Source organism: Ruegeria sp. H9, assembly GCF_056532915.1.
The window spans coordinates 733,555-755,306 of the sequence record NZ_JBQFNX010000001.1 but is presented as its reverse complement, the minus strand read 5'-3'; the positions used below and the strand labels follow the sequence as shown (position 1 = coordinate 755,306).

General features: G+C 57.4%; 24 protein-coding genes. 8 read left to right on the top strand and 16 right to left on the bottom strand.

Annotated features, from left to right (window positions below; all coding sequences use genetic code 11):
* Nucleotides 1-38 precede the first annotated feature (38 nt).
* A complete protein-coding gene (locus ACR0CZ_RS03445; protein ID WP_480537083.1) occupies nucleotides 39-1,073 on the top strand; it encodes an NAD(P)/FAD-dependent oxidoreductase in 1,035 nt (344 codons plus the stop codon).
* Here ACR0CZ_RS03445 and ACR0CZ_RS03440 read toward each other — a convergent pair.
* From ACR0CZ_RS03440 to ACR0CZ_RS03425, 4 genes are all read right to left on the bottom strand, one after another.
* On the bottom strand, nucleotides 1,065-1,877 hold the full coding sequence (locus tag ACR0CZ_RS03440; protein WP_170398749.1) for an HTD2 family dehydratase: 813 nt from the start codon (nucleotides 1,875-1,877) through the stop codon (nucleotides 1,065-1,067). The genes ACR0CZ_RS03445 and ACR0CZ_RS03440 overlap by 9 nt on opposite strands.
* A gap of 45 nt (nucleotides 1,878-1,922) precedes the next feature.
* A complete protein-coding gene (locus ACR0CZ_RS03435) occupies nucleotides 1,923-2,465 on the bottom strand; it encodes an NAD(P)H-dependent oxidoreductase (RefSeq protein ID WP_170398752.1) in 543 nt (180 codons plus the stop codon).
* Nucleotides 2,466-2,561: 96 nt separating this feature from the next.
* Complete coding sequence (locus ACR0CZ_RS03430) at nucleotides 2,562-3,233, bottom strand: YiaD family glycine zipper/OmpA-like lipoprotein (RefSeq protein ID WP_170398755.1); 672 nt, start codon at nucleotides 3,231-3,233, stop codon at nucleotides 2,562-2,564.
* 118 nt (nucleotides 3,234-3,351) lie between these two features.
* Complete coding sequence (locus ACR0CZ_RS03425; RefSeq protein WP_170398758.1) at nucleotides 3,352-4,044, bottom strand: helix-turn-helix transcriptional regulator; 693 nt, start codon at nucleotides 4,042-4,044, stop codon at nucleotides 3,352-3,354.
* A gap of 104 nt (nucleotides 4,045-4,148) precedes the next feature.
* Here ACR0CZ_RS03425 and ACR0CZ_RS03420 point away from each other — a divergent pair, with 104 nt between their 5' ends.
* On the top strand, nucleotides 4,149-4,340 hold the full coding sequence (locus tag ACR0CZ_RS03420) for a hypothetical protein (RefSeq protein ID WP_170398761.1): 192 nt from the start codon (nucleotides 4,149-4,151) through the stop codon (nucleotides 4,338-4,340).
* Nucleotides 4,341-4,342: 2 nt separating this feature from the next.
* On the opposite strand, the gene ACR0CZ_RS03415 is transcribed toward ACR0CZ_RS03420, so the two are convergent.
* Entirely contained in the window at nucleotides 4,343-4,990 is a 648-nt protein-coding gene (locus ACR0CZ_RS03415) for an RluA family pseudouridine synthase (RefSeq protein WP_170398764.1), read from the bottom strand.
* Nucleotides 4,991-5,087: 97 nt separating this feature from the next.
* On the opposite strand from ACR0CZ_RS03415, the gene ACR0CZ_RS03410 reads away from it, so the two are divergent.
* Nucleotides 5,088-5,498: a nuclear transport factor 2 family protein gene (locus ACR0CZ_RS03410; protein WP_170398766.1), complete on the top strand. Its 411-nt coding sequence runs from the start codon at nucleotides 5,088-5,090 to the stop codon at nucleotides 5,496-5,498.
* Nucleotides 5,499-5,545: 47 nt separating this feature from the next.
* Nucleotides 5,546-6,205, top strand: coding sequence for an SGNH/GDSL hydrolase family protein (locus ACR0CZ_RS03405; RefSeq protein ID WP_170398769.1), 660 nt, complete (start codon nucleotides 5,546-5,548; stop codon nucleotides 6,203-6,205).
* Here the strand turns inward: ACR0CZ_RS03405 and rarD are convergent.
* The 9 genes from rarD to ACR0CZ_RS03360 form a co-directional block, all read right to left on the bottom strand.
* The gene (gene rarD / locus ACR0CZ_RS03400; protein ID WP_170398771.1) at nucleotides 6,202-7,107 is read right to left on the bottom strand and encodes an EamA family transporter RarD; all 906 of its coding nucleotides are present in this window, start codon (nucleotides 7,105-7,107) and stop codon (nucleotides 6,202-6,204) included. The genes ACR0CZ_RS03405 and rarD overlap by 4 nt on opposite strands.
* Before the next feature lie 258 nt (nucleotides 7,108-7,365).
* A complete protein-coding gene (locus ACR0CZ_RS03395; protein ID WP_170398773.1) occupies nucleotides 7,366-9,819 on the bottom strand; it encodes a GcvT family protein in 2,454 nt (817 codons plus the stop codon).
* A gap of 89 nt (nucleotides 9,820-9,908) precedes the next feature.
* Nucleotides 9,909-10,889, bottom strand: coding sequence for a GlxA family transcriptional regulator (locus ACR0CZ_RS03390; protein WP_170406633.1), 981 nt, complete (start codon nucleotides 10,887-10,889; stop codon nucleotides 9,909-9,911).
* A 9-nt stretch (nucleotides 10,890-10,898) separates the two neighbouring features.
* Nucleotides 10,899-11,792: a homocysteine S-methyltransferase family protein gene (locus ACR0CZ_RS03385; protein ID WP_170514791.1), complete on the bottom strand. Its 894-nt coding sequence runs from the start codon at nucleotides 11,790-11,792 to the stop codon at nucleotides 10,899-10,901.
* Nucleotides 11,793-11,803: 11 nt separating this feature from the next.
* Entirely contained in the window at nucleotides 11,804-12,850 is a 1,047-nt protein-coding gene (locus tag ACR0CZ_RS03380) for an alcohol dehydrogenase family protein (RefSeq protein ID WP_480537084.1), read from the bottom strand.
* Nucleotides 12,851-12,874: 24 nt separating this feature from the next.
* The gene (locus ACR0CZ_RS03375) at nucleotides 12,875-15,325 is read right to left on the bottom strand and encodes a GcvT family protein (protein ID WP_170398785.1); all 2,451 of its coding nucleotides are present in this window, start codon (nucleotides 15,323-15,325) and stop codon (nucleotides 12,875-12,877) included.
* Nucleotides 15,326-15,340: 15 nt separating this feature from the next.
* The gene (locus ACR0CZ_RS03370; RefSeq protein WP_170398788.1) at nucleotides 15,341-15,721 is read right to left on the bottom strand and encodes a GFA family protein; all 381 of its coding nucleotides are present in this window, start codon (nucleotides 15,719-15,721) and stop codon (nucleotides 15,341-15,343) included.
* A 4-nt stretch (nucleotides 15,722-15,725) separates the two neighbouring features.
* On the bottom strand, nucleotides 15,726-16,349 hold the full coding sequence (locus ACR0CZ_RS03365; RefSeq protein WP_170398791.1) for a LysE family transporter: 624 nt from the start codon (nucleotides 16,347-16,349) through the stop codon (nucleotides 15,726-15,728).
* The gene (locus ACR0CZ_RS03360) at nucleotides 16,349-16,918 is read right to left on the bottom strand and encodes an XRE family transcriptional regulator (RefSeq protein WP_170398796.1); all 570 of its coding nucleotides are present in this window, start codon (nucleotides 16,916-16,918) and stop codon (nucleotides 16,349-16,351) included. Before ACR0CZ_RS03360 ends, ACR0CZ_RS03365 begins: the two co-directional genes overlap by 1 nt.
* Before the next feature lie 117 nt (nucleotides 16,919-17,035).
* Here ACR0CZ_RS03360 and ACR0CZ_RS03355 point away from each other — a divergent pair, with 117 nt between their 5' ends.
* Nucleotides 17,036-17,320, top strand: coding sequence for a DUF1294 domain-containing protein (locus ACR0CZ_RS03355; RefSeq protein ID WP_170398800.1), 285 nt, complete (start codon nucleotides 17,036-17,038; stop codon nucleotides 17,318-17,320).
* A gap of 11 nt (nucleotides 17,321-17,331) precedes the next feature.
* Here the strand turns inward: ACR0CZ_RS03355 and ACR0CZ_RS03350 are convergent, their stop codons facing one another.
* The gene (locus ACR0CZ_RS03350) at nucleotides 17,332-17,784 is read right to left on the bottom strand and encodes a GAF domain-containing protein (protein WP_170398803.1); all 453 of its coding nucleotides are present in this window, start codon (nucleotides 17,782-17,784) and stop codon (nucleotides 17,332-17,334) included.
* A gap of 74 nt (nucleotides 17,785-17,858) precedes the next feature.
* On the bottom strand, nucleotides 17,859-19,031 hold the full coding sequence (locus ACR0CZ_RS03345) for a thiolase family protein (RefSeq protein ID WP_480537085.1): 1,173 nt from the start codon (nucleotides 19,029-19,031) through the stop codon (nucleotides 17,859-17,861).
* Between the two features lie 101 nt (nucleotides 19,032-19,132).
* Here ACR0CZ_RS03345 and ACR0CZ_RS03340 point away from each other — a divergent pair, with 101 nt between their 5' ends.
* The 3 genes from ACR0CZ_RS03340 (at nucleotide 19,133) to ggt (ending at nucleotide 21,733) form a co-directional block, all read left to right on the top strand.
* Nucleotides 19,133-19,471: an STAS domain-containing protein gene (locus ACR0CZ_RS03340; RefSeq protein ID WP_170398809.1), complete on the top strand. Its 339-nt coding sequence runs from the start codon at nucleotides 19,133-19,135 to the stop codon at nucleotides 19,469-19,471.
* A 55-nt stretch (nucleotides 19,472-19,526) separates the two neighbouring features.
* Nucleotides 19,527-19,943, top strand: a complete 417-nt coding sequence (locus tag ACR0CZ_RS03335) for an ATP-binding protein (RefSeq protein WP_370644320.1) — start codon at nucleotides 19,527-19,529, stop codon at nucleotides 19,941-19,943.
* Nucleotides 19,944-20,155: 212 nt separating this feature from the next.
* The gene (gene ggt / locus ACR0CZ_RS03330) at nucleotides 20,156-21,733 is read left to right on the top strand and encodes a gamma-glutamyltransferase (protein ID WP_170398815.1); all 1,578 of its coding nucleotides are present in this window, start codon (nucleotides 20,156-20,158) and stop codon (nucleotides 21,731-21,733) included.
* The last annotated feature ends 19 nt before the right edge of the window (nucleotides 21,734-21,752 follow it).

The window sequence follows — 21,752 nt, the reverse complement described above, 5'->3', positions numbered from 1 at the left end:
AAGCGGCGCGACACTGAACAACGAAAAGGGGATTGGCAATGGTCGATGTGACGGTGCGGGGCGCAGGAATATTTGGCCTCTCCATCGCCTGGACCTGCGCACGGCGCGGCGCGAAGGTTCAGATCGTCGACCCATTTGGTCCGGGCGCGGGGTCCAGTGGAGGGCTTGTTGGCGCGCTGGCCCCACATGTGCCCGAAAACTGGAACACCAAAAAGGCGTTCCAGTTTGAAAGTTTAATCATGGCTGAACCGTTCTGGAAACAGGTCGAGGCCACCGGTGGTGTGTCGCCCGGCTACGCACGTCTTGGGCGTCTGCAACCCATACCAGACGCACGCGGTTTGGAGCTGGCCCAAGCGCGTGAACAAACAGCTGCAACACTCTGGCAGGGTCAGGCTAATTGGCGCGTCCGGTTTATAGATCAGATTGGTGCCTGGTGCCCACCCAGCCCGACGGGATATGTCGTCCACGATACGCTAAGCGCGCGCATGCACCCAAGGCGTGCCTGCGCAGCGCTGGTGGCCGCGCTTGCCGTAATGGGAGTAGAAGTTACCGCCGAAGCGCCCGACAAGGGACAAGTCGTACACGCCACTGGACTTACGGGTCTGCAAGAGCTCAGCAAGGCGTTTGGCAAGACAATCGGTAACGGCGTGAAAGGACAGGCGGCGTTGCTGCGATTTGATGCGGGCGACGTACCACAGTTGTTTGCCGATGCTGTTCATATCGTGCCTCATGCCGATGGTACGTTGGCCATTGGCTCGACAACAGAACGCGAATACGACGATCCGACCAGCACAGATGCCGCTCTGGACGATGTACTGGACCGCGCCATGCGTGCCGTGCCGGTCCTGCACGGGGCGGAAGTGATCGAACGCTGGGCCGGTGTCCGCCCCCGCAGCAAAAGCCGCGCGCCGATGCTGGGCGCGCATCCCCTGCACAAAGGGCAGTTTATCGCCAATGGGGGATTCAAGATCGGTTTTGGTATGGCACCGAAGGTGGCCGAGGTCATGGCCGACTTGATGCTGGAAGGGCGCGATAGAATCCCGCAGGATTTTCTGCCCGAAGCTTCACTCTGATTGCGGTATTGCCTTGGCTGACATGCATTGCCGGCCTCCGGGTCCACGCACCCAAAACTCCTGACCGTTCCGACACAGGGTCGCCGTTTCGAAATGCATCAGCGGCGACGACGCGCGAAATCTGAACTCTGCCAAGGGTCCCAACAGATCCGTTGCGAACAACATGAGGAATTGGGCCAGCAGAGGCCCATGGACCACCAGCCCGGCATAGCCTTCCACGTCGCGTGCATAGTCAAGATCGTAATGGATCCGGTGACCGTTGAACGTCAGCGCCGAATAGCGGAACAACAGGGTTGTATCAAATTCAACAATGCGGTGATCCAACTCATCCGTTCGAGCCATCGGAACTTTTGGAGCCGGTGCGTCTGATGAGGGATCTTCACGATAAACCAGATCCTGCCATTCGGTCACGCTCAGCGCACCCTTTTGCCAAATCTCGTGACGTAGGGTGACAAATGCCAACGGTCCGCTACGTCCTGTCTTTGCCAAGGCGCTTTCTCTGACCGTCCGACGCTCGGCTGCGCCCCCTGCCACAAAGGGCTGATGAAACTGCAGTCGCCCACCTGCCCACATGCGCCTTGGTAGTCCCATATCGGGGATCAGACCTTGACCTACCCGAGGATGTCCATCACGCCCCAGATCGCTCGGCACATGCGGTGACCAGAAATAGAGCTGATGAAAGAAGGGAGGTAGTACTGAGCCTGCCTCAATCGTCGGTTCCTGCCCCAATGCTACCTGCAGTGCAGCCGCTCGGGCAGGATCTATGACATCGGCCTGAGTCTCGATCTGGTCTTGATCCTTCATCCGCATAACCTAGAAGTTGCGGTACAGACCGGCAAGCAAAGGGGATTAAAACCCGGCCTCTGCCCGCAGCTTCTGCATCAGGTTATGCAGCGTATGCTCGTAGCGGTCGTTAGACAGCTGCCCGTCTGCATCAAATTCATTCGAGCTATCCGCTAAGTGAAGCTCGGGACCTTGCAGAATGCGTGGCTGAAAGGGGACCATGAAGGACCGCAAGATCATTTGCGCCCGCTCCCCCCCGGCCCGGCCCGCAGCCGCAGACATGACGGCGAGCGGTTTATCCATCCAAGGCTTGCCCTTCGTCCGGCTGACCCAGTCCAGCGCGTTTTTCAGAACACCCGAAGGCCCTTTGTTGTATTCCGGGGTTGATATGATCACCGCGTGGGCCTGGGCAATCTGATCGGCCAAAACCTGCACGGCTTCAGGTATGCCTTCGCCAACTTCGAGATCGCCGTCATAAAGCGGCAGATTGAGATCAGCCTCAATGAACGTGCCGGGTTCGAACAGGCGTGCAGCTTCGCGCAGCAATTTACGGTTGGTCGCATCCTGCCGTAGCGAGCCGGAAAGGCCAAGAAGGATCGGTTGGGACATGGGGAAACTCCGCTTTGGTGTTTCCCCTTAGTTATCCCGAGACACCATCGAACCAAAGGCCCGATGACGCGCAGTCATTGTGCGCGAGACGCGTGATCAGGTGTTGTCGCTGGGAACCACCACAATCTCGACCCGCCGGTTCTGGGCTTTCCCCTCAGGTGTCAGGTTCGATGCGATCGGGTTGTTTTCACCTTGCCCGACAGTAGTGATACGGGCGTAGCTGACACCATTGGCCTGCAGAATATCAGCCACCGCATTGGCGCGGCGTTCAGACAGTCCGAGGTTGTAGGACGCCTCTCCGTCACTGTCAGTATGACCGATAATCTGGACATTCGAATTCGGGTAGTTAACCAAATTCTGCCCCACCTTCACCAAATCGGCACGCAAGGCCGGGCGCACGGTGGAACTGTCGGTGTCAAAAGTGATGTCATTCGGAACCGTGACGATCAGGCGATCCCCGGCGTTGACGATCGTTATGCCGTCATTGGCCAGTTGCTGCCGCAGCTCTGCCGCCTGCCGGTCAAGCTGGTTGCCGATCACGCCACCGCCTGCAGCACCGATGGCCCCACCGGCCAACGCCCCCAACAGTGGGTCAGAGTCATTGGCAATTGCGCCCACACCAGCGCCGATCAGACCACCCAGCAACGCGCCTTGCTTGGCATTCTGGTTGGGATCGTTCTGCACGCTGAGAGTGCCCGGGTCGGTACACGCCCCCAAAAACAGGGCTGAACACAGTCCAACCGTCAGTACACATTTGGAAATCGTCATTGAATCACCTTCTGCTCACGTACCCGTTCACCGGGTTTGTTTCGTTGCGCTTAGTATAACACAGTGAGAACAATGGGCCTCAAGCAACAATTGAGTGAAATAGGCGAATACCCGCCATTCAGGCCACCCCTGCGGAGTTATCCCAGGTGTTCTGCTCTTGCCAGATTGCACGCAGTAGTTCCCCTTGCCCGCAGAAATGATCCTCGGTCAGTTCGCATGCCCAGATCCGATCTGTGCGGAAATGGCGAAACCCGTTTCGCAGCTCGCACCACGCGGCCAGCATAGTGCATTCTATGTGGTAGATCAGGGCGACGGGCCGCACCGTGCGTTCGGTACGTTCGCCTTCCGAATTCACGTAGGTGATGCGTATTTTGCGTTCAGCCCGGATCGCTTCGCGGTAGTTTACGACCGGCACACAGCCCTTTTCCGGATCATCCATCGGCGCGCCCCAAGGCGCAACCTGAAGCCAGTCAGCTGGCGCGCGCAGGGCTTCGATCTTACGACACACCCGGTCAGCGGCCTGTTGCAGGGTACTGTCACCAGTGCGGGCCAGCATCGACAGGCCCACCCACAGGGCCTCAACCTCTTCCGCATCGAAATTCAATGGCGGCAGATCATAGCCGCGCCGCATCAAGTAGCCAACACCCGCTTCGCCTTCGATTGGCGTACGCTGGGCCTGCAACGCGGCAATATCGCGGTAGACGGTGCGCACCGAAACCTCGAGCTTGGAGGCCAACGCATCGGCCGTCACGGGCGCTTCAGCAGCACGCAAGATCTGAATGATTTCGAACAGACGTGTCGATCGGCGCATCCGGGTCTCCTAAAGATCTGCTGACAACTTAGCACACCCCCCTGACAAGGTGGTGTCAGGAGTGTTGGGCGAAGATTGGGCAATTGCAATTCAGGAGAGTGACCATGCCCTACCTCGACAATCACGTCATGATGACCTTGAAACTGGATCGCTGGTCCCAAGATCACGTTTTGCGCGGATTCGAAATCGAACGTGAAATTGCTGCCGCGCGGGAACGCCAAGTTATACGCCCGGTCAAACGCACCAGGCGGTTTTCGCTGGGAAACCTGAAGATGCTTTGGACCAGTAACGCTTAGAATCAGAACTCGGCTGGCGCGCGAAATTTCATCGACACCCCGCCTTGGGGATTTTTGAGGCGCAGTTCTTCCGAATGAAGCATCAACCGCGGGAAGTCGCGCGCCGCGCCATCGGCATAAAACGGATCACCCAAGATAGGATGCCCCAGCGCCTGCATATGAACCCGCAACTGGTGCGATCGTCCGGTCTTGGGAGACAGGCGAACACGCGTTGTCTCGCCCTCGAATTTAACCACGCGCCAATCCGTAACAGCAGGCTTGCCGGTGTCGTGACAGACCATCTGACGGGGGCGATTGGGCCAATCGACGATCAGCGGCAGGTCAACCGTTCCCGTTTTTGGTTCTACCCGCCCCCATACGCGCGCGACATAAGTTTTGCGGGTCTGGCGATTTTCGAACTGTAGCCCCAGATGCCGCTGGGCATGCGGCGTCTGTGCAAACACCATTACACCGGATGTATCCCGATCCAACCGATGCACCAGCAACGCTTGTGGAAACGCAACTTGCACGCGGGTTAGCAGACAATCAGCAAGATGCGCGCCCCGCCCCGGCACCGATAACAAACCCGCCGGCTTGTTCACCACGATCAATTGCGTGTCTTCAAACAGCACATCCAGAGGAGAGTTTGGGGGATCATAGGTTTCGCTCATGCGCGCTTGCCTATCTCAGGCGGCCCCCTCCCGCAACGTCGTCCTTGCGTGAGTGAAAAGGTTCAGCAACTCTTTGGTCAACAAGAGGGAAGACGGTATGCACCCGACGATCAAACGAATGCAAGAAGTGGTGGCCAAGGGCGATGAAGGCCTGATCCAAGAGTTGCTGGCCGAAGATGTTCGGTTTTCACCACCCACTTACTACAGCACCTGGACCGGGCGTGAACCTGTTGCAGCGGTTCTGGGTCATGTGGGTCAGGTGTTTTCCGAATTTCAGTATCGTCGGATCATGGGCGACGGCGACGATTGGGCATTGGAGTTTCAATGCAAAGTCGGTGCCTTGGACGCCGTGGGTGTAGACTTGATCACGCTGAACGCAGACGGACTTATTCAGGAATTTGAGGTCGTCATGCGCCCCTACAAGACCGTCGGAGCCTTGCGCGAAGCCATGATGGCACGAGTCATGAAAGATGCGCGCTTTCTAAAGTTCAAAGATGCGCTGAGCTAACGGTTCCTTTGCCTGTTGCCGCCGATCAAATTCTCAGAATTCCGCTTTTGCCTATTCTGGCCATTCAGGGGATCGCGGTAAGACGCAATGCGCAATTTCTGCCAGAACCGACTGGTCCCCGCCAAGGGCGTGCAGGGCGCGGGCCCAGACTGCGCTTGTTGATCACTGGGGACAGCTCGGCCGCTGGCGTTGGGGCGGGCACACAAGGCCAGGCACTATCCGGGCAACTGGTCGGCCAATTGGCAAAGCGTTATACTGTGGAATGGCGGCTTGAGGCGGCCACCGGGCATACCACTCAAAACACAATTGAGCAGCTGCAAGGGCTTTCCGAACAGTTTGATGTGGCCATAACGGCGCTGGGTGTGAACGACGTGACCCGAGCGGTAAGCAGACAAAGCTTTGAGGACCGACAAACCCGGCTATTGGATCTTCTGACCGGGCCGATGAAGGCCAGGCGGGTGATCGTGTCTGCGGTTCCTCAGATGGCGCGTTTTCCCGCTCTGCCTCAGCCGCTCGCCTGGTTTTTGGGGCAGCAGGCTGCAAGGCTGGATCACGGCTTGCAGAAGGTGGCTGCAGCATATCCGCAAGTTTCACATCTGGCGCTGAACCTGCCCGATGACCCGGCGCTCGCCGCGCCGGACGGATATCATCCAAGCCCCAAGGCCTATGCAATCTGGGCGGAACAGCTTGCCCAGCTCATTCGCTAGGCCTGAGACCGTATTTGCCGGATCATCGGGATCGAATACACAATCAACCCGGCCCAGATCAGGGGGAACGCGATCAATCTTGCCTGATCAATACGCTCTCCGAACAACGTGATCGCGGTGATAAAAATCATCGTGGGCGCGATGTACTGCAGGATGCCCATCGTCGACAGACGCACCAGTTTGGCTCCATTGGCATAAAGCAGCAACGGAATTGCAGTCACCAGCCCCGCGCCTGCAAGCAGCGCAGTGTCTGACACGGCTGCTCCAAAATGCCCGGCACCACTTGTTCCAAGCCAGGTGACGTAGGCCAGGGCGGGTACCAGTAGAATCAGGACTTCCAACAAAAACCCTTGGTTGGGCCCGATCGGGAGTGAGCGCTTGAAGAACGCATAAAACCCCCAGCTGAACATTAAGCCCAAAGCCGCCCAGGGTAAGCTTCCCGCCTGAAACACCAGTACCAACACCCCCAAAGCGGCCAACCCGACCGCAACCAACTGTGTTCGGTTCAGAGGTTCACGCAGCAATATCGCACCCAACGCAATGCTGAACAAAGGGTTGATGTAATAGCCCAAAGCCGCGTCCAGCGCATGCCCCGATGAAATCGCCCAGACATAAATCGCCCAGTTCACCGAGATCAGCGCCGCTGTAATTGCCGCCATACCCAACATTTTGGGATTGCGAAGTGCAGTTTTCAGATCGCCGGTCCGCCCGAGCGCTATCAGCAGCAGCCCGGCCACCGGCACCGACCAGATCACCCGATGCGCAACTACCTCGATCGGGCCGATATGCTCCATTGCTTTCATGTAAAGTGGCAGGAAGCCCCAAAGCACATAGGCCATCACAGCCAACGCCAGCCCTTTGGGCGTATCGGTATTGTTTGGTGGTACGCGGGTGTCTGCCACAGCGAGTCTCCGACTGATACCGTGTTTCTCTACGGCAAATCAGATGGGCTTGGGAACTATCAAAACTGTGAAGCAGGGCATCAAAGTTTCTGATAGGTCGCGCGTTCTGCAGCCAACCTATATGCGAAGCGCTGTCTCACGCTCATGGATATTGTTGGCCAGATGAGCAGGTGATCCCTTGTTCATCTGGCCACAAATACTCTCGCGAGCGTCGCCCGGTACGGACGGTGGGGCAGAGCCTACCACTGTCGATGTTTTCTAGACTTTGACCCGCTCGGATTTCGCATCATACATCGGTTTCAACGACGCCTCTGCCTGGACTTTCACACCACAGACATCGATCTCATAGGTCGAGGCCAGCACGTCTGCAGGCTTTTCGCCCTCGCAGGGCACATAGCCCAGACCAATGGCACCACCCAGCGTGTGACCGTAATTGCCCGAGCTAAGGTAACCTACATATTCACCATCGCGCACGATTGGTTCGTTGTGGAACAACAGTGGTTCGGGATCAGTCAGTCTAAACTGGACAAGCCGGTTCTTGGGCCCGCTTTCCTTTCGGGCCATCACCGCCTCGCGACCGATGAAATCGCTGCCTTTGTCCACTTTGACGGCAAATCCCAATCCCGCGTCGACCACGTGATCCTCGCAGGTGATGTCATGACCGAAATGGCGAAAACCCTTCTCGATCCGGCAACTGTCCATCATGTGCATGCCGCAGAGTTTCAGGCCCATATCTTGTCCGGCTTCGTGCAGCGCCTCAAAAACATGACCTGCCATGTCGGACGACACATAGATCTCCCACCCAAGCTCACCCACATAGGTCACCCTGTGGGCGCGAGCGAGACCCATACCGATCTCAATCTGTTGTGCCGTGCCAAAGGGGTTAGTCCTGTTCGAGAAATCAGCGGGCGAAACCCTTTCAAGCAATGCACGCGCATTCGGCCCCATGACGGCCAAAACGCCCTCGCCAGCGGTGACATCGGTGATAACCACATTGAAGCCGCCTGCATGACGCATCATCCAGGTCTGATCCGCCAATCGGGTCGCCGCGGGGGTGACGACCAGGTAGGCGGTCTCAGTCAACCGTGTGACCGTGACATCTGCTTCGATCCCACCGCTACGGTTTAGGAATTGGGTGTAGACGATCTTGCCATTGGGCACTGAATAATCGCCGCCGCCGATATAGTTCATGAATTTCTCGGCATCCGGCCCTTCGACGCGGATTTTGCCGAAGGACGACATGTCATACATGCCTACATTTTCGCGCACGGCACGGTGTTCGGCAGCCGAATTCTCGAACCAGTTCTGCCGTTTCCAGCTGTATTGATACTCCCGTTCCTGCCCTTCGTTGGCAAACCAATTGGCGCGCTCCCACCCAGCCAATTCGCCCATCACGGCACCCTGCTCGATCAGGTGGTGGTGAAACGGTGTCCGGCGCACACCGCGCGCGGTGGCCTTTTGGCGATAGGGATAGTGGTCGGCATAAAGCAGGCCGAGCGTCTCTTTCGAACGCTCAAAGAGGTACTGCTTGTTGCCCTGAAACGGCTGCATGCGACTGATGTCAACATCGCCCAGATCGAACGGTTTCTCGCCTGAGTCCATCCACTCGGCCAGTGCCATACCAGCACCACCCGCCGACTGAATACCGATCGAGTTGAACCCCGCAGCGACCCAAACGTTATCCATCTCGGGGGCGAGTCCCAAGTGATAGGCATCATCCGGCGTAAAGGATTCGGGGCCGTTAAAGAAGGTGTGAATCCCCGCCTCGGCCAACATCGGCATCCGATTGCAGGCCGCTTCGAGTATTGGTTCAAAGTGATCGAAATCCTCTGGCAACTGGTCGAATTCGAAACTGTCGGGGATGCCGTTCATCGCCCAGGGTTTTGCATTTGGCTCAAACGCGCCCAGCAGGATTTTTCCGGCATCCTCTTTGTAGTAGGCACATTCATCCGGTACGCGCAGCACCGGCAGTTGGGTCAGCCCGTCGATCCCTTCGGTCACGATATAGAAATGCTCGCAGGCGTGAAGCGGCACGTTCACACCTGCCATCTTACCAACCTCGTGGCCCCACATGCCCGCACAGTTCACCACCATGTCGCATTCGATATGGCCCGAGGAACTGCCATCGTCCGCAATCCAGTCCACGCCGGTGACTTTACGACCCTGCTTGACGATGTCGGTGACTTTCACACGTTCTTTGACGACGCCACCGCGCTGACGCGCACCTTTAGCCAAAGCCAGAGCGATATTCGCTGGATCACCCTGCCCGTCCAAAGGCAAATAAACCGCCCCCTTGACCCCTTCGAGGTTCAGATGGGGATACAGCTCCTGCACACGATCATTGTCGATCTCTTCGACCTCAACCCCGAAGGCGCGGGCCATGGCGGCCTGACGATAGATCTCTTCCTTGCGCTCTTCAGTCAGGGCCACCGTGATCGATCCGCAACGCTTGAACCCTGTGGCAACGCCAGTTTCTTCCTCAAGTGCGCCATATAGTTCCTGACTGTACTTAGCCAGCTTGGTCATGTTTGCGGTCGCGCGCAGCTGCGCAATCAGACCTGCAGCATGCCATGTGGTGCCGCTGGTCAGTTGCTTGCGCTCAAGCAGCACAACATCGGTCCACCCTTTCTTGGTAAGGTGATACGCGACCGAGCATCCGATGACGCCGCCGCCGATGATGACCACACGGGCCTTGGTGGGAAGATCAACCATCCTGATGTCTCCGCTGTCTCAGGTTTTTTGCAAAATGCCATGAAGGATCGACAAAAAAAGCGTCAAAAACGTCATCTCAATCGCGAAAATCACCTATATTCTGCACGTCTTTTTTGACGTCTCAGAACAAACGGAGTGACGCCAAAGACGCTTTTGTAAACGGATGAGAATCCGTTTGGAAAGCCGCACACCAAGCCGATTTCCCGCACGCTCATCGTTGTGTTCAAAAGCAGGTTGTTGGCTTTGGCCAAGCGCATTTCTCGGTAGAATCCGTTTGGAGTGGTTGCGAAAGTTGCCTTGAACTTGCGCTCAAGCGATCTGTTCGACACGTGTAACATGTCAACGATCTGATTGATCGGTAACGGTTCTTCGATATTCGCCTGCATCAGCTTGATACATTGATCCAGCTTTGCGTCACCTGTGGCTGTATTCCGAGCGCCCGAAAACGGCTGCATGGATGAGAAATCGCGGATGTTCTCGTGCAGCATGATATCCGCAACTGTCATCTTGGCGGCACCCGAAATGTGCCGCCCAATCACCGCCAGTGCCACATCCGTCGTTGCCTCCATTCCCGCGCAGGTGACCACCGAACCCTGTTCGGTCGCAATTGAAAGCTTGGCCTCAAAACGCGCGCCACGTTCGCGTAAGAAAGAGGCGTTTTCCCAATGGGTTGCCATATGATCAGCGCCGTTTTCATCGATGTACCTGCTTGCCGCTTCGGCCAGCAAAAAGACCTGGGCTCCCCGGTACGTATAGTCGGGCACGACGCGACCTAAAGAAAGCTCTGGCTGATCCGGATCCGAGTTTCCGATCACAAACAGATAATCCGCATCGGGCTGCGCAGGTATGGTTTCGGTCGACACCGTCGCGCAACTGCTGCTTTCAACAGGCCCCCCCTTTCGGGACCGGTAAGTGAATGTGAACGGAGGATGCGCGCAAACCCGGTTGGCCAGGCGCAACACATCGACCAACGAGGCCAATTCAAGCAACACGAAACCGGGTGCAACCAGAATATCGAAATGCTGCTGATCCCGATCTTTTCGCCGTTCAGGTTTGTTGCGGATCGACATGAGGCACACTCAAACAATTGTGTGCCCGGCCGCACGTAAACTGTCGGCAAGGGTTTCGATATGATCTGGCCCAACTTCGCAGCAACCGCCAACAATCGTCGCGCCCTGCGCCACCCAGCCCATGGCATGCTGCGCATAGGCGTCAGGGTCTAGGTCATGACGGCTTTCCAGAGAGTCAACCGTCGGGGCATCCTTCAAAAAACCGTCTTTGATACCAGTAAAGCCATTGGCATAAGCGCCGAACGGGCGACCCAGCTTTGCGATGATCTCCAGTGCAGCCGGAATCGCTTCCGGGCGCGCGCAGTTGATCAAAACGGCCTCGGGGGCGTAACGCGCAACAAGCGGGGCGATGTCCTCCAGCGCTTCGCCTGACCGCAATCGCGTGCCGTCATCATCCATAACCGACATTGCCAGCCAGACGGGTTTGCCGCAATTCTCGGTACCGCGAAGCGCACCTTCGGCTTCCAGAACCGAGGACACGGTTTCGATCAGGAATAGATCAACCCGGTCTGCCATCAGTTGAGCCAGCTCGGCAAATTTTTCAGCCGCATCGTCTGGGTCGGGATTCAGATCGGGCCGGTAGCTGGCCAAAAGCGGACCAAGCGCACCAGCGATACGACCGTCAGTTCCCGCGCAAGCCTGCTCGGCCCGCGAAAGAGCAGCCTCGATCAGAAGTGGCATCTGGTCTTCGATCCCCTCACGCACCAGCCGCGAGCGGTGAATGGCATAGGTATTCGTGGTGGCAATCGTCGCGCCACTGCGGAAATAGGCCGCGTGAACTTCGGTCAGCAAGTCAGGTTTGTCGATCATAACCCGCGTTGACCACAAAGGCGTGGGCTGGTCACCGCTGCGTTTCACCAGTTCCTGCCCGATCGAACCATCTAAAAGCGTAATGTCAGCCATCTACCCCCCTTTCACGGTATTAATACCAGTTTCCCGGGCAAGGTCTTGGACATAAAATCCTCTTGCGCCTGAACAATGTCACGCAACGGGTAGGTTTTTGAGACCAAAGGCCTGATCCGACCTGCATTCATCAGCACAACAAGTCGGCCAAAGACTTCGGGAGGCTGATGGGTGCAGCCATGGATTGTGATGTCGCGCAGATAGATGTCTCGCAAATCGGTGCTGACGATGGGGCCAGCGATTGCACCTGACACCGCATAGTGCCCGCCGGGTTTCAGCGCCAGTATGAGATCGGGCCAAGCCGAGCCGCCCACCACATCGATGACGACATCGAACATATCCTTCGGCAGTTGCGCATCCCGGTCAAAGGTTGCCGACGCCCCCTGCGCTTTGACCACATCCGCCTTGGCAGCGCTTGTCACCCCCCAGGCCGTCGCTCCTCGTAGCGCCGCGAGCTGGACCGCGGCGAGGCCCACACCGCCTGAAGCCCCTGTAATCAGCACTGTGTGGCCCGCCGACACACCAGCGCGAGTCAGCAGGTTTTCTGCAGTCCCAAACGCGCAGGGAATAGCGGCGATTTCCACGTCTGATAGGGGCGAGGCGGTCACATCATAAAGATCACCCGCGTCGACCAGACAGTATTGGGCAAACGCTCCGTCGATTTCTGAACCAAGCGCGATAAAACCATGCGGTCTACCCGGCCCCGGGCGTGGCAAGTTGATAGGACAGGTCACGCGTTGGCCGGGCTTGAACGCCGCTCCCGATCCAACCTCTTCAACAATCCCACACAGATCACCGCCTTGGATGCGGGGAAAGTGCAGCGCACCTCCCCACCCGCCGGCCTCAACCCGCTGATCTACCGCATCCGTCGCTTCTGTAACATCCGGCGAGTACCAGCCGATCCGCGTGTTGATGTCGGTGTTGTTCACCCCGGCAGCGGCGACGCGCACCAGAACCTGCCCTGGACCGGGGGTCGGAACGGGGACGTCTTCCCGCCATTCCAACACCTCAGGACCTCCATGGCCAGTCAGATATACGCCTTCCATCTGCCGGGTCATATCAGCGCCTTTCTGTCGTAGGGGTCAGGCCCTCAACCGTTCATTTGCAGGATCCCAGAGCGGCTGATCCTCCTGAACAACAGCACGACATTTCTGACCGTAGATTTCAACCTCTAGCTCAGTTCCCGGGACAGCCAAATCTGCGCGCACCATGCCCAGCGCGACCGAGGCACCAATGCGATACCCCCACGCACCCGATGTGGTTTCACCCACGATCTCATCACCGCTCCAGATGCAGGACATGTAAGGCGCATCGACCTCACCTGCGTCCACGATCAGAGTGACAAAGGACTTTTTAACGCCTTGCTGTTTTTCGTTCTGAATGGCTGCTTTGCCAACAAAATCCTGCGGTTTATCGAGCTTGACAAAGCGCCCCAAACCACCTTCCAGCAGAGAGTAATCCGTGCTTAGGTCGCCTTTCCACGCGCGATAGCCTTTCTCGATCCGCAGCGAATTCAACGCATACATGCCAAAGGGTTTCGCTCCGGCAGCCAGCACAGCTTCGTAGATGGCGGGCATCGCATCATTTTCAGCATGGATTTCCCAACCCAACTCACCCGCGAAAGATACACGGATCAGGAAGGCATCCTGCCCGGCCACTTTGGCGAATTGGTGGGTCAGCCACCCTTGCTGCAAATCTGCATCGGTGATGCCGGACAATACATTCCGCGTCATCGGTCCGGTCACGATCAGTGTGTCGCGCTCGGTTGTGGTTTCCCGAACGGTCACACCTTCGGGCACCGAATTGCGGATCAAATCACCATCGTGCCACTGTGCCGTGGCAGCAGTGATTAGGACGAAATTGTTCTCAGCCAGACGGATACAGGACAGCTCGGTCAAAATGCGCCCTCTTTCATCCGAGACATAGATCAGATTCATGCGCCCTGCTTTAGGGATACCTCCGGTACAGAAGCCACGCAGCCAGTCATCCGCCCCCTCGCCTTGTATCCAGAACCGCGAGAAGCCCGGCAGATCCAGCACCCCGCAGTGATCGCGCACGGCTTCGCATTCTTCTTTGACCCGTTGCTCCCAGGGGCCCGAACGTCCCCAGGTATGGGTGGCTTCCAGTGACGTGTCATCGCCGGTTTGCGCAAACCAGTTTGCGCGTTCCCAGCCGTTGTACGCGCCCATGACACCGCCCAATTCCTTGACCTTGGCGTGCACAGGCGAGACCTTCTTGTCGCGTGCGGCAGGCCATTCGTGATGTGGGAAATGCATGGCGTATTCGTTGCCGTAAACTTCCATCCCTTTCTGATTGCAATAATCCTGATCGGTGTAGTCGGTGTAACGACGCGGATCGACGGCCCACATATCCCATTCGGTGTGACCATCGACGATCCATTCGGCCAGAACTTTGCCTGCACCACCACCTTGGGCGATACCGAAAGTGAAAGTATGAGCCTCGAACGCGTTTGTCACACCCGGCATCGGGCCAATCAACGGCAGACCATCTGGCGCATAGGGGATCGGGCCATTGATGACGCGACCAACGCCCGAGGTTGCCATCAGCGGAACCCGTTCCATCGCATCGGTCACGATATCCTCGATCCGGTCCAGATCATCGTTCCACAGTTGGAAGCTGAAATCCTCGGGCATCGGGTCATCCTCGGTCATCCAGTGGCCCTTGCAATTGGGCTCATACGGGCCAAGGTTGAAGCCGTTCTTCTCCTGCCGCAGGTAGTACGAGATATCGACATCGCGCAGCAGCGGCAGCTTCTTGCCACCATTTTCTTTCGACCACGCTTCGATTTCGGGAACTTCGTCAGTCAGCAGATACTGATGGCTCATGACCATGGCCGGGACGGTTCGGCCGCCAAAGGGTTTGAACCATTCCCCTACGCGCTGCGCATAGTAACCGGCGGCGTTCACCACATAATCGCAGGCAATATCACCCTTTTCGGTATGCACGGTCCATGTGCCGTCGTCCTGCTGTGTCACACCGGTTGCCGGGCAGAATCGGATGATCTTTTGCCCCATATCCCGCGCTCCCTTGGCCAGAGCCTGAGTCAGCTGCGCCGGGTCAATGTCACCATCGGTCGGGTCATACAGAACGCCTTCAAGATCATGGGTCTCCAGGAAAGGATAGCGTTCCTTGGCCTCTTCCGGAGTCCACATCTCCATCGGGATGCCTTGATAGCGGCCCATAGACATGGCCCGTTCGAATTCCTGCATCCGCTCCTTGCTGTGCGCCAGACGAATTGACCCGGAAACGTGGTAGTTCATCGGATAGTCGACCTCGTCCGCGAGGCGCGAATACAGTTCGGTCGAATAGCGCTGCATGTTCATGATCGCCCACGAAGTCGAAAACGTCGGAACGTTACCCGCCGCGTGCCATGTCGAGCCTGCGGTCAGTTCGTTCTTTTCCAGCAGAACACAATCCGTCCAGCCCTTCTTGGCCAGATGATACAGCGATGAACAGCCCACAACGCCGCCGCCGATGATGACCACACGGGCCTTGGTTGGAAAATCACTCATGTGTTTGGTTCCCTATTAGTGTGCCCGCTGGGGCAGGTCGTCTTTGATGTCATAGTAATCGCCCTTGTCCGCAACGAAGATGTGCTGGGCGAGTTTCAACCCGGTCGGCTCATCCAATGAGCCCACGGAAATTGCGATCGTGTCCTCGTCATTGTGCTGCCAGAAGAGGAACGAGCCACAAGCGCGGCAAAATCCGCGCTTGGCAATGTCAGAGGCGCGATACCAGCCCAGCGTTTCGCTGGTGGTAAAGCTGAGATTTTCCTGATGCGTAACGGTCGAGGCCCACAGGTGACCCGACTGTTTGCGACACTGCCCACAATGGCAGGCATTTGGTGGCGTGAGGTCTCCGTCAACAACAAAAGCGACCGCGCCGCACAGACATGATCCGGCATGCATATCCTTACCCCCTCGCTGTCGGCGTCGAACTGGCACCCAGCAAAACGCCATAAATGATGAAACAGGTCGCCATCACGCGGCGTACCCAGATATTGAACACCGCCCCCAACGCAGCCTTGCCCATCAGCGCCCCCAGCAAGGTGAACCCGGTATAGCTGAGCGTCGTGATGACCAGTGCCGTCGGCATGATCACCGCCATCTGCTGCCAGATGGGTACATCCGGCTGCACAAATTGCGAAAACGCCGCAAGGTATCCGGCGACGCTTTTGGGGTTGATCGTGGCAACAGCCAACGCGTGAAAGTAAACATGTCTTGCCGGACGCTCTGATGCCGGAGCGGGTTTCGCTGCGTTCATCCAACCGCGAATGCCCATCCAGATCAGAAACCCGGCCCCGATCAGCTTGGCGACAAAGAAACCTGTTGGCGACGCGGCAATCAACGCTGTGATTCCCACAGCCGAGAGGATCAGGAACACACTCGCCTGAGTCAAAATAGCCAAGACACCCAACATAGCCTTGGAGAACGGCAGGCTCATCCCATTTGAGATGCAATTGACCGCATTAGGCCCCGGGGTGGTAACGAACACCACCCAGAACAGGGCGAATATGGTCCAGGCCTCGAAACTCATCAGTACACCGGTGGGGCGATAACCCAGATGGCCACAGCGGGCTCATCAAAGGGGTTGGACCAAGTGTAGGGCTCGTGCTTGATCCGGAAGCTATCGCCGGGGCCGACCTGAAAGCTGCGCGAGCCGATCGTCAGTTCCAGACGGCCTGAAACCATATAGCCGACTTCCTGCGTCGGCCGGTTTGCCGGGGTCTGCATCTGCGAATGCGGCTCAAAGGTCGAATGCACCATCTCGAAATCATCGGTCAGGTCAGGCGAAAGCAGTTCTTCGATCAACCCTTCTTCACCAGAGCCCATCGGGCGACGGGACCCTGCCCGCACAATATACCCTTGCTCATCCGCCGGCGCAGCGGAATGGGCAAACAGCATCGACATCGGCACACCCAGACATTCGGCAATCTGGCGTAGATCCGAAATCGACGGCTCGGACATGTCACGCTCGACCTGGCTGAGCCAGCCAACGGACCGATCCAATCGGTTGGCGAGCTCAGTCAGAGTCAGCCCACGCGCCTTGCGCAGTGCGCGCAGATCGGCACCGAGGGATGCGCTATGAGGGGCTTGCGAATTCAAGTTGCGCTCCGAGTCTGCGTGAAATTTTCTGTTACTTTTTCACGGTGCCTCGAATCGGTGAAATTTCCAAGCATTTTTTCACTTGGGTCTGCAAATTTAGTTGGCTATGCACGGTCCATGTGGATTGCCGTAATCTATCTTTGGGCCATTAATACCCTGACTTTGATGGCGTTTGGCTGGGATAAGCTGCGCGCGCGCCGTAGAAGGCGACGCATCCCCGAGCGGCGCTTGTTATGGTTGGCGGCACTAGGTGGCAGCTTGGCCGCGCTACTGGGGCGCTGGATCTTCGGGCACAAGACCCGCAAGCGCGGTTTCTCGGCTTGGCTATACACGATCACAGCGTTTCAGGCCGGGCTTTGCTATCTGATTATGTCTCGAGATCTTGGCGCATTTTTGCGATAGGTCGGAACCCTCTAACGCTCAAATACATCCGTTAGAATAGCACCAAGTGCGGTCGCATCATCTTTGGTAAACGCGTCGGGCTGGTCGCTGTCGATATCAAAGACAGCGATCACGTTACCATTCGCATCCCGCACTGGTAGAACCAACTCGGACCGAGTGGATGACGCACAAGCGATATGGCCGGGGAAAGCATCTACATCCGAAACCAATTGCACTTGCCCTGAACGGGCAGCCGCACCACACACACCGCGTTCAAAAGGGATTACTAGGCAGCCATGCCCCCCCTGATAAGGCCCGATCTTTAGCACTTCGGGCTCAGTTACGCGGTAAAATCCCGTCCAGTCGAATCGGTCGTCCGAGTGATGCACTTCGCATGCCACCGTAGCCATCAATGCAACCTCGTCGGTTTCACCGTCGGTCAAGGCGGCTATGGTTTTGGCGAGTGTGTCGTAGTCGGCTTTCATGTTGGTAGACCTTGCATCCGGGGAACTGCGGGCGCTGCCGCCAATTCCCCGAGTATTTGCAAAAAGACAAAGCGTCAAACGCGTTCTATTGCGATGGCCGTCCCTTCTCCGCCGCCAATGCAGATTGCAGCGACACCGCGCTTGAGATTTCGCTTTTCCAGCGCATTGAGCAGCGTGACCATAATCCGAGCCCCCGAGGCACCTATCGGGTGGCCAAGCGCACATGCGCCGCCATTCACATTCACGATCTCACGGGACAAGCCCATTTCGTGCATGAATGCCATCGGTACCACGGCGAAGGCTTCGTTAACCTCCCACAAATCGACATCCTCTTTTTTCCAACCGATACGGTCCAACAATTTCTGCGCTGCCGGAACCGGAGCAGTTGTGAACAGCCCCGGTGCCTGCGCGTGACTGGCGTGGCCAAGAATTCGTGCGCGCACGGTCAGGCCCTGCTGTTCTGCCGCATCTGCCGAGGCAAGCACAAGGGCGGCTGCGCCATCCGAGATCGAAGAAGAATTGGCCGCCGTTACCGTTCCAACCTTGCGAAAGGCTGGTTTCAGTGTGGGTATCTTCTCGGGCCGCGCCGATTTTGGTTGCTCATCCGCGTCCAGCACAACCTCGCCTTTACGAGTCTGAATCTTGACCTGTGTAATTTCCTGGTCGAACGCATTATTTTCCTGCGCGGACAGCGCGTTCGAAAGCGATCGCAGGGCGTATTCGTCCTGCGCCTCGCGCGTGAACTGATAGGATTCGGCACAGTCCTCGGCAAACGTGCCCATAAGCCGACCTTTGTCATAGGCGTCTTCGAGCCCGTCCAGAAACATGTGATCGACGACCTGCCCATGTCCGATCCGGGCGCCACCGCGCATCTTGGGCAGCAGATAGGGCGCGTTGGTCATGCTCTCCATCCCGCCAGCGACCATGGTCTGAGTATGGCCCAAAGCGATCTGATCAAACGCGATCATTGCGGCCTTCATGCCTGAACCGCACATTTTGTTGAGCGTTGTGGCAGGTACATCTTCTCCCAGACCGGCGGCAAACCCAGCCTGACGCGCCGGGGCCTGTCCCTGACCGGCAGGCAGGACGCAGCCCATCAGCACCTCATCCACGGCCCGAATGCCTGCACCCTCCAGCGCTGCGCGGATAGCAGCACCGCCGAGATCAGCAGCGGCGACGCCGTCAAACATGCCCTGAAATCCGCCCATTGGTGTACGCGCGGCACCTGCTATCACAACCTCGTTCATCCGAAATCTCCTTGAACTTTCCAGCCTATGGATACCGAATGGTAAGAATTACCGTCTAGCGTATTTCTACCATCATTTTGCATTGCCAAAGGCGGACGAACATGGGGCTCAGCAGCGAGATCACCGGCGAGACACAGATAATATCCGTTCATTGTGATCGAATTGATGCCGCAATGGCGATTCAATTCAAGGAAGATATGCGCGCGGAAACCCAAACCCATGCCAAACGGGTGGTGTTGGATTTGTCTTCTGTTGAATTCATCGATTCCAGCGGTCTGGGCGCCATTGTCGCCTCGATGAAACAATTGGAAAAAGGGCGCAGATTGGATCTGGCCGGCTTGCGCCCGATCGTTGAAAAAGTGTTCCGCCTGACCCGCATGGACACCGTGTTCAGACTGTTCAAATCGCTGGATGAGGCGATCGGCGCTGGTGCAGACTGACGATCGGCAGAGGTGGAACAGCGTGTGCTCGAATTGCAAACAAAACTGCCTGGAGGTGAGCTTTCCCGCGACACAAGTGCAGGCCAGCGCAGGGATCGCGGCGTTAAGCGCACGGCTGGCGGCGCAGGGATTGCCTGAGAGCAAAGCAGATGACGTAAGAATCGCGCTGACGGAAGCGATCAACAACGTGGTCGAACATGCCTATGCCGGGGTGGCCGCCGCTGACGTTCAAATCGATTGCTCATTATGTGCAAAGAAGCTGGTGATTCAGATCACCGATACCGGCGACCCGATGCCTGAATTGCGGATACCGAGCGGCACTCCACCATCTGTCGACACTGCTTTGCAGGACCTGCCCGAGGGCGGCTTTGGCTGGCACCTGATTCATCAACTTGCCAGCGACATACAATATGAACGCAAAAGCGGCGGGAACCTGCTCTGCTTGCGGTTCGACTTTGACGAGATGCCCTAGCAGGCATCAAATGGCCACAATAAGGCCTAGATCGAACCATTGTCGCGCCGCAAACAAAGGTCATAAGTAAGGGGTAGCTCAGATAGCTTCCCTCGGCGCCTAGCGTCACAGCCCCCACCCAGTGAGCGGCGCCGAGGACCTCCTTCCTCTGATAGCATTGGACAATTCCCAGCTGCGGCTTAGTGTCTGCGTGTTTGCAGAAGGAAAGACCCATGCGCGATTTTCACAAGACAGGCCGTTCTGAAGTTTTGGCAACCGAAGGGATGTGCGCAACGTCCCATCCGTTGGCCGCCAAAATCGCGCTGGATATTCTGCAGCAGGGCGGCAATGCCATGGACGCAGCCATTGCAGGCGCAGTGCTTCTGGGAATTTGCGAGCCGCAAATGACCGGCTTGGGCGGAGATTGCTTTGTTCTGTACAATCGCGCAGGCGAGCAGACTGTTCGCGCACTAAACGGTTCGGGTCGGGCCGCGGCATCAGCGGATGCACAGGCATTGCGGGATCGCGGTTTAAATTCGGTTCCCGTGACCAGCCCGGATGCCGTGACAATTCCCGGAGCGGTTGAGGCATTCTGCCGTCTAGCAAAAACCGAAGGTCGGCTGGGCCTGGAAGCAATCCTGCAACCCGCAATCCATTATGCCGAGTCAGGTGTTCCGGTGGCTCCACGCGTTGCCTTTGATTGGATGAACAGCGCGTCCACCCTGCAAGGCGCGGCTCGTGATCATTATCTGATTGACGGCAAACCCTTGCAAACCGGGCAGGTTTTTCGCGCCCCCGGTCAGGCAGAAGTTCTTCGGCGCGTGGCCCAACACGGTCAAAAGGCATTTTATTCTGGTGAGATTGCCGATGACATGCTTGCGGCCCTTTCCGATCTGGGTGGAGTACAGACTGCGCAGGATTTCGCGGCCGTGCAAAGCGATGAAACTGTGCCCGTCAGCGGAGATTATGGCGGTGTCGAACTGGTCGAGCACCCACCGAATGGTCAGGGCGCGACGGCAATCCTGTTGCTGAATATCTTGAAGCACTTCGATCTGGCCGCAATGGACCCTTGGGGGGCTGAACGCGTACATATCGAAGCCGAGGCCAGCAAACTGGCCTACGACGCACGCAATCGTTTCATCGCCGATCCCGACCACAGCACGCGGATGGCTCATTTTCTTGCACCTGAGACAGCCGCCCAACTTGCCGCGCTAATCAATCCGAAACGCGCCATGGCTGCCGCCGCTCCCTTGACCGAGTCTGTTCACAAAGACACCGTCTATATCACCGTGGTTGACCGGGATCGCATGGCGGTTTCACTGATCTATTCGATCTACCACGGGTTCGGGTCGGGCATCGCTTCGGAAAAGTTCGGCATTTTGCTGCAGAATCGGGGGGCGGGTTTCAACCTCGAACCCGGTCATCCAAATGAGCTTGCCGGTGGAAAGCGACCAATGCACACAATCATACCGGGAATGTTGCGCGCCCAAGGCCGCATCGCGATGCCCTTTGGTGTCATGGGAGGTGCCTATCAACCAACCGGACACGCGAGGTTAGTGTCAAATCTCACGGATTTCGACATAGAGCTGCAGGAAGCCATCGATGCGCCTCGGGCATTTGCAGATGGGGGTGTTCTGAAAATTGAGCGAGGCTATTCCGATGCCGTTCTGCAACAATTATCCGATATGGGGCACACTGTCCAAATACCGGAAACGTCTCTGGGTGGTGCGCAAGCCATTCGAATCTGTTCAAACGGAGTTCTGGAAGGTGCTAGCGATCCCCGTAAAGATGGTTGCGCATTAGGCTACTGACACACGCCATTATGACGGA